This is a genomic window from Pseudomonas sp. BF-RE-21 (assembly GCF_019947305.1).
Lineage (GTDB): Bacteria > Pseudomonadota > Gammaproteobacteria > Pseudomonadales > Pseudomonadaceae > Aquipseudomonas > Aquipseudomonas migulae.
Window position 1 is genome coordinate 1 of sequence record NZ_JAGYGF010000099.1, and the last position, 7236, is coordinate 7236.

6 protein-coding genes are annotated in these 7236 nt (G+C 57.4%); 2 read left to right on the top strand and 4 right to left on the bottom strand.

What is annotated here, in order from left to right; translation table 11 throughout:
- Positions 1 to 112: 112 nt before the first annotated feature.
- The gene (locus KGB25_RS30120; RefSeq protein WP_223437960.1) at positions 113 to 2935 is read right to left on the bottom strand and encodes an amino acid adenylation domain-containing protein; all 2823 of its coding nucleotides are present in this window, start codon (positions 2933 to 2935) and stop codon (positions 113 to 115) included.
- Between the two features lie 135 nt (positions 2936 to 3070).
- On the opposite strand from KGB25_RS30120, the gene KGB25_RS30125 reads away from it, so the two are divergent.
- Positions 3071 to 4507: a M15 family metallopeptidase gene (locus KGB25_RS30125; RefSeq protein ID WP_223437962.1), complete on the top strand. Its 1437-nt coding sequence runs from the start codon at positions 3071 to 3073 to the stop codon at positions 4505 to 4507.
- Positions 4508 to 4511: 4 nt separating this feature from the next.
- Here KGB25_RS30125 and KGB25_RS30130 read toward each other — a convergent pair whose 3' ends face one another.
- From KGB25_RS30130 to KGB25_RS30140, 3 genes are read right to left on the bottom strand one after another with little or no spacing between them, the layout of a single operon-like run.
- Positions 4512 to 4970, bottom strand: coding sequence for a GNAT family N-acetyltransferase (locus KGB25_RS30130; RefSeq protein ID WP_223437964.1), 459 nt, complete (start codon positions 4968 to 4970; stop codon positions 4512 to 4514).
- 20 nt (positions 4971 to 4990) lie between these two features.
- On the bottom strand, positions 4991 to 5365 hold the full coding sequence (locus KGB25_RS30135) for a nuclear transport factor 2 family protein (protein ID WP_008029461.1): 375 nt from the start codon (positions 5363 to 5365) through the stop codon (positions 4991 to 4993).
- Positions 5355 to 6425 (bottom strand): sterol desaturase family protein, encoded by a 1071-nt coding sequence (locus KGB25_RS30140; RefSeq protein WP_223437966.1) that lies wholly within the window; start codon positions 6423 to 6425, stop codon positions 5355 to 5357. The genes KGB25_RS30135 and KGB25_RS30140 overlap by 11 nt, the downstream gene beginning before the upstream one ends.
- Positions 6426 to 6600: 175 nt before the next feature.
- On the opposite strand from KGB25_RS30140, the gene KGB25_RS30145 reads away from it, so the two are divergent.
- Positions 6601 to 6915, top strand: a complete 315-nt coding sequence (locus KGB25_RS30145; RefSeq protein ID WP_223437968.1) for a DUF3630 family protein — start codon at positions 6601 to 6603, stop codon at positions 6913 to 6915.
- The last annotated feature ends 321 nt before the right edge of the window (positions 6916 to 7236 follow it).

Here is a 7236-nt window from a genome sequence, read left to right on the forward strand (position 1 = left end):
CGCATGTATTGGCTGAACGGACGCTATCGCCAGCAAGCCGGCTCCTACAGGGGGAACGTGTGCAGACGCCGGTAGGCCGCTTCGCCCCCCATCCATTAGACAAAGCTCACCATCAAGCCACACGCTCAACCGTATCCGAACCGCTCTTCTTGCCTGCGCCACTCCAGCGCACCAAAACGAATCGAACAACTTTGTTCCACCCATACGCGACCCCGATGCCACCTACGACGGCAAAAACCACCGCGAACACAGGAAGATCAACAATATGCCGAGCCAGGGACTGAAACTGAAAATGCGTCAGATAAATAAACAGCGTTGACGAAGCAACCAACGCAAGCCCCCGGGCGATGAGACCTGGCACCGGAATTGACTTGACCCAAATCAGAGAGAGAACTGCAGGGATGGCGATATCAACATAATCCTTCGCAACTTCCTGCGCCCCCGTCCCGAAGATTGCCAGAAGATCCTCCCCACCCATCACAACCACAGCAACCGCACTGACGATCCACTTCTGGGCACTTGAATGAGCGTAGTGAACGGCCATTCCAAGCACCATGACTGCAAGATAATGCTGTGGCACGCGGTTATAGAGCGGTGACGCGTCAAACAGAAACGCACTGATCACAATGTCGGCCACGGCCAATGCACATGCCGCCAGAACAAGGCAGCGAAACGGGTTCGCAACAATGATGTTCCTGACGCGCTCGAACGACAGAACAAACCCGATGATGACAATCATCTGCAGGAGCACTTCAACATACCAGTAGGCAAAGCCGCCCATCATCGTCGGTGGAAACCAGTTGGAGATCAGCAACATCGTTTGCCAATGAACCTGGTCGAACAGTATCTGATTCAAAAGTGTGTAAAGGAGGGTCGGCACCGCAATAAAGACCACTGACCTGACCAGCGTACGCACATTGCCGCGTTCATTGATGGCTTGAAACTGGAACCTCGCCAGACTGATACCCGAGATCAGAAACAATACCGTTGTCTCCCCTACCACTGACCAGGTCGAGAACAGATGAAGATGCCCAATGACAATCAGGATTATCGAGATAACACGTAAAAGGACAGGGACTTCCATTGCCCTGATGGCCAGCTTTGAACTGCTGGTTTTACCGGCCAACCCACACAGTTCATGTACGGGTGTCATTTCCCATTGATCGGGCAGATGGCCGATCAGTTCTTCAAGCACCATTGAGGCCTGAACGAACGACAGCGAATCCCCTCCCAGCTCGACAAACGTCAGGTTTGCGTCGATGCGCGGGACTTGGAGTATTTCGGCCCAAGCCTGTGTCAGTTTTAACGCAAGCGGCGATAGATCCCGATCGGAATGGTTGGACGCCGCCTCTGTGTTGGCAGCTATCCGCGGCAGCGCCCGCCTATCGATCTTTCCGTTCGGCGTCAGTGGAATCGCATCCAGAAAGACGAACAACGCCGGCACCATGTATTCCGGGAGCCGAGTGTTGAGGTGCTCACGCAGTTCACCCGTTGAAACAGCGTTGATTGAAACGCAATAGGCCACCAGCCTGACCTGCGCGTTGTCATTGACGGCAAGCACAACGCACTGCTTTATCAGCGGATGTTTCGAAAGTGCGCCTTCGATTTCAGCCAGCTCAATACGATGTCCGCGAATCTTGACCTGACTATCGCCCCGCCCCAGAAAGCTGACTCTGCCATCTGAAAGATAAGTCCCAAGGTCGCCGGTTCTATAACAAATGTCGTTCTCGACATTCGTAAACGGATTCACCACAAACTTTTCCCGGGTTTGCGCGATGTCCTCCCAGTAACCCTGCGCCAAGTAAGGGCTGCGTATCAGGATTTCTCCGACCTCACCTTCATGCACCAATTGACGGGTGTCATTCACAACCAGCAATTGCGCGTTTTTAATGCCTCTACCCAGTGGAATCCTGGAATTGTCGGCTTCAGGGTCGACGTGGTGGTACGCCATTGCCTGAGGCGTTTCCGTCGTACCGTAAAAATTGACACTGACGGCATTGGGGGCGATCACGCACATTTGCTCGAACAGCGAAATGCCTAATGCATCGCCACCCCAGAACAAGTATCGAAGCGCGTTGAATCTTGCCCCCTGAAGTGTTGCGCCGGTTCCTATCAGCCTTCCCAACGGCGGCGTCAGATGAATAATCGAAATGGCATTTTTTTGTATCCACGCCGCCAATGCCACAGGGTCTATGACGGTCGACTGTGCGGGAACGATAACTTTTGCGCCAATCGACAGCGGGGTAAATACATCCCGGTACACAGGGTCATGCCCCAGCCCGGACAGCAGCGAAAAGCAATCGTCTTTTGACAAGGAATGGCGCTGGGTATGCCACTCAATGAAATGCACCAGCGGCGCATGAGTGGCCACGATGCCCTTCGGTTCGCCAGTGCTGCCCGAAGTGAAGGTGATATAGGCCGGCTGTGCAGGGTCGACTTGCGGCAAGGCATGTTGGTGAAAGGCGAACTCACGCAATGAATCGGCGGGGTTTTCCGCAATGCTGACGATCCGTGGAGCCGAACGCCCGGCCTCCAGGTGTTCGGAATCGAGATCGACGGTGGCCCCACCGCAAAGCAGGACAAAGGAAGGCTTTAGCACTCGGATGATTTGCCCGATGCGCGCAGGTGGATACGCAACGTCGGCAACGGTGAACGTCGACCCGGCACGCAAGGCGCCGAGCATTGCATAGACCAACCCCGCACAGCGATTGGAAACAATAACCACCCGGTCGGATTCGGTCGCGCCATTGACCTTCAGGAAGGACGCAATGCCATGGCTTATCTGTTCAAGCTGACGATAACTGCACGTCGCGTCGTGAGAGACGACCGCAATGGCGTCAGGCGAGCGCTGTGCCTGTTGCAAGAAGTCCATGAATATCGGGCGATCGGCACAATACTCCAGATTAAGCGTCGGATTTGGGCGATGATCCTGCATCTTGGATTTATGCTCCGCATGATCTGTACGAGGTTAACGTCGTGATCCGGAAATGCAGACTGAGGTTAGTCCCCCTCACCTCAGTCTGCTACCTTTCCCCCGTTCATTGCGTACCCGGCATCCTGGAGACATCGCATGCGCCCTCTTCGCACCATCGCCCGCCCCTGGCTGCAATCACTGCTGTTGCTGGGCAGCGTCCTGGCGGGCATGTCCAGTGCCGAGCCGCGACCCGGGCACATGGTCTATCTGCGAGCGATTGATCCGAGCATCGAGCAAGACATTCGCTACGCCAGCCCCCACAACTTCACCGGTCACCCACTCGACGGTTATGCCGCCGCCGAATGCCTGTTGACGCTGGACGCCGCCAAGGCGCTCGCCCGGGTACAAGCGTCGCTGCGTGCGCAAGGCTACGGTTTGAAGGTGTTTGATTGTTATCGCCCGAATCGGGCGGTGGCCGATATGGGCCGCTTTGCCACCGAACCGGGCGAGCCTCGCAAGGCCGAGTTCTACCCGCGCGTGGACAAGCAGGACTTCTGGCGTCTGGGGTATGTGGCGCGGGTGTCGAATCACTCCAGAGGCTCGACCGTGGACCTGACACTCACCGGGCCCAAGGCGTTGCCCGCCAGCGCCTGGACGCCCTCGGCCACGCAGGTCGATTGCACCGCCCCCTACGATCAGCGCTGGCATGACGGCGCACTCGACATGGGCACCGGCTTCGATTGCTTCGATGAGCGGGCGCATACCGCCAACCCGACGATCAATGCGACCGCGCAGGACAATCGCCAGCGGCTCGGCAGCGCCATGGCAAAAGAGGGTTTCTCCGGGTACTCGAAAGAATGGTGGCACTTCACTTATGGCAGCGCACAGGCACCGAACAACGTGATGGATTTCCCCATTACGCCGCTCGACGCCAATGCCGCACTCGACGCCAGCCATCAGCTGATTGTGGTCACCACAAAAAACTGGGATGACCTGCAAGGCAGCGCCCAGCGCTATGAACGCGACGGGAACACCTTCCGCAAATATGGCGAGGCGTTTGCGGTGGTGGTCGGCAAAAACGGCATGGCCTGGGGCAAAGGGTTGGACAACGTTGAGCCAGGCGCAGAACCCGTCAAACACGAAGGCGATGGAAAAGCGCCGGCCGGGATTTTCAAGCTGGGAACAGCGTTCGGTTACGAGACCAGGGCCGACACGAAACTGCCCTACCTCGCACTGACAGCGACCACTGAATGCGTGGACGACAGCCATTCCGAACACTACAACACCCTGGTCGACGGCGCGGCGATGCCCAAGGACTGGAACAGCTCCGAACGCATGCGCAGCGAAGAAGGCTATCGCAAAGGCATTGTCATCGAGCACAACACACCGGCGTCCCCCGCCTCGGGCTCGTGCATCTTTTTCCACATCTGGCGTAGCCCGACATCGCCGACGGCGGGTTGCACAGCCATGGATCAGGCGGACATCAGCCGATTGTTCGACTGGCTCGATCCGCAGCAGTCTCCCCTGCTGGTGCAAATGCCCGAGGCGCAATACGAGCACGTTCGCGAGCGCTGGAACCTGCCGGAACGGTGATCGCTCAGCCCTGCTTCAAATCGAGGCAATACGTGTAGTAACCCGTATCGCGCACATAGCCCAAGGCTTCATACAACCGCTGCGCACCGTGATTGTCCGTGGCGGTTTCCAGCACCAGGCCTTTGGCGCCGCTCAACACCGCGAAGTCGCGCGCGGTGTTCATCAGCCGCGTTGCGACCCCGCGCCCTCGGGCGGCAGGCGCGGTGAACAGGTCACCGAGCAGCCAGGTGCGATGCGCGTCGATGGAAGAAAAAGTCGGGAACAACTGGACAAAACCCAGCGCTTCGCCGTCGGTGTCCCGGGCGAAGAAGATCACGGACTCATCCCGGGCAATGCGCTCGGCGATAAAGTGGCGGGACTGATTCAGGTTCGAGGGCTGACCATAGAAACCCCGATAGGCGTCGAAGAGGCTGGCGACTTGATCGATGTGCGTTGTGTTGGCGCGATGTACCTGAACATCCATCTCAATGGTCTCCGTGCGGTTCACGACTCATGGTAGTAGTACAGCTTGTTGATGATGACCCAGCGATCATCGATCTTCAGCAACGACAGGTAATCGGTAAACCTCATCCCCGCATAATCATCGATGATTTTTACGGCGGCGGCGTCGCCTGTTATGTCCAGGTCAATCACTTCCCAAAAAGGCTTCACCTCTTTTGCCGCCGGGCCTTCGGTTTTGATCGCGTCGACAAACTCATCAAGGGACAGCCATTCAAGCGCTTTTTGGAAGTGACCGATGATGCGACAAGACGGATGAAATGCTTTTCGCAACGAGGCTTCGTCAGCGAAGACCATACCCTCGACATAGTGTTTGACGGCTTCTTTGACAGACTCTTTTTCTGCGGAATCAGTTGTCATGTCTCACCTCCACTTCTGCTAACGCATTCTGGATTGTTCGCAAGGGCGCCCGCGAACGATCAGGTCGTTTGGTCGAACGGATCTTGCGGGCAATGTCCACAAACGGCGTGACGATCAGGCTGTAAACCGTCAGGTAACGCTCAGAATCCTGATCACCGGTGCCGAACCGCAGGGCTTCGGGTTTCGACGTGGTGACGTAGAGCGTGCCGAACATCCAGTCCCACAATGACAGGTTGATGCTGAAGTTCTTGTTGAAATGGTGCGGTGCGTCGCTGTGATGAATCTGGTGCTGGGCCGGGCTGTTCAGCACATGTTCGAACACCGGGCCGAACGACAGCCAGACATGACTGTGACGCAGGTTTCCCACCAGCCCGTTGAGGATGAACACCAGCCAGGTCACGCCGAACAAAGTATAGCGGCTGATCTCGCCGCCGCAGGCGTACCAGAAGACGCCGGCAAAGGCGCCGATGCCGATGATCGTCGAGAGCTTTTCGACAATCTTTTCCACGAAATGAACCCGGCTGGCGGTCGCTGGAACCAGCACCGGCGCCGAATGGTGGACTTTGTGGAATGCCCACAACCATTTGGAATGGAAGGCGCGGTGCGCCCAGTAGGCCATGAAGTCTTTCACCAGGAAAACGCCCAGCCCGTAGAGCAAGGACAGTGAAAGATTCTGCTCCACTTGCACCCGCGCGCCCCACAGGTTGGTGAAAAAGGCGATGTAGTCTCCGGAGCGCAGGACGAGCGGGTCCACCAGACCGACAATCGGCAACACTAACGCCACTTTCAGAATCGCCCGCACGAAGTAGTAGCGGTAATCGAGCAACGCCGAACGATGGAAATACACCCGACGCCCGCCGATGAACTGCCCGAACGACTGCGCGTCGGTGAGACCTCGATGTTTCCTGAACCGGAACAGGGCGTAAGCGATGCTGTAAGACGAGAACAGAAACAGTACACCCATGCGCCCGTTCAGATCGAAAAGGCCCAGGAACTGGCGAGTGACGGGCTCGATCACCCACTCGGTCAGGCCGTTAAAAAGCAGCACAAGGGCATCCACCAGGAGCTTGCCTCCCTCAAAGAAAAGGTATTGAAATTTAACCGCAACAGAGAACGGTTCTTAAGTGTAGATTGAGTTCAAGCCTCTGCACATCCCCCTACTTAGAGATTGGATCTGCTTCCTCACCACAGGGTTTGCGGCTGACGTAAAGTCGCGGGACTTTCCGGAGGCCAACATGAGCGAACCCACCCCCACGATCTACCTGTCCGATACATCCGACCGGGCGCTGTTCGACCGGATCGCCGATGAATTGAGGCAAGCACTCGACGGGACGTGGGTCGTACAGGCCAGCGGGCTGGATCAGCGTTATTGGGACCTGGAGGTCGAGGAGCAGCTCATTACGCTGCATCTGGAACATTACCTGGGAATCATGCTGCTGGTGGACGACGCGGATCCGGCCTGGGTGGCATCGGAACGCTTTCAGGCGCTGGTGCAGCGGTTGCAGGTTTTCGATCAGGAACAATCGATGGGGACGCCCCCCAATCCGTAGGAGCCAGGCTTGCCGGCGAAGGCGCCCGGGAAATCGCCATCGCCGGCAAGCCGGCTCCTACAGGTGTGGCGTGAACCTACAATCCCCAACACCCCCGAATCCGTAGGAGCCAGCTTGCTGGCGATGGCATCCGGGAAATCGCCATCGCCAGCAAGCCGGCTCCTACAGGTTTTGGGTGAACCCGCCATCCCTGACATCCCGCGATCCGTAGGAGCCAGGCTTGCCGGCGAAGGCGTCCATGAAATCGCCATCGCCAGCAAGCCGGGCTCCTACAGGTTTTGCGTGAACCCGCCATCCCGGACATCCCACAATCCGTAGGAG